Below are 593 nucleotides of genomic sequence, written 5' to 3'. Positions count from 1 at the left end.
CGCGAAAGCGTCCAAGAAAAATACTGCTGCAAATGATTCGACAACTGCGGAAGGCAATCGTGCTCGACTCCTTGATGCACCAGCAAATTCCTTGCTCGGTAAATCCTCCACAAATGCCAAGTTAATCTTTTACTGGAACGCTCGAGATCCCTCTGCAACGTCACAGGATCATGGAAGATCTTCCATGCTTCATATACTCTATAGAGTAAGAGAGGATGCTTAGCGACTACTTCTAACAATTTCACTATTCCAGCCGAATCCTTCGGCTCGCACATCAACTTCAAAATCTGCTCTGGATAAACCGCATCCTTATAGCCCAACTTAAATGGCAGCGAAGATCGATCAATCGTAGGATTATTTTTAAGCCAATAATGTATACTGATCGATATATAACGAACAAGTTTATCTATTTTCCTCCACGTTAAAATCGGGACAACGAGTCTCACAACTCTGTCGATAATCGACTTCCCATCAACTAAAGAAGCAAGACATTCAAGTGCTGACCATATATTAATCAAACGAAGACGATGATCATGCATGCTTAACGCTAGATTATTCAAATCCAACGCTGACCGAACTTCCGACTCAAGGTT

The 593-nt window shown here is 42.0% G+C and carries 1 protein-coding gene; it reads right to left on the bottom strand.

The annotated features are described in order from the left end of the window. On the bottom strand, positions 1-539 hold a 539-nt coding region (locus tag QEH52_RS20060), incomplete at its 3' end, for a hypothetical protein (RefSeq protein ID WP_308952745.1). Positions 540-593 lie beyond the last annotated feature (54 nt).

This window comes from Thalassobacterium maritimum (genome assembly GCF_031127805.1).
Lineage (GTDB): Bacteria > Verrucomicrobiota > Verrucomicrobiia > Opitutales > Coraliomargaritaceae > Thalassobacterium > Thalassobacterium maritimum.
The sequence above is the reverse complement of the archived record's forward strand: the minus strand, read 5'-3'. Positions and strand labels throughout refer to the sequence as shown.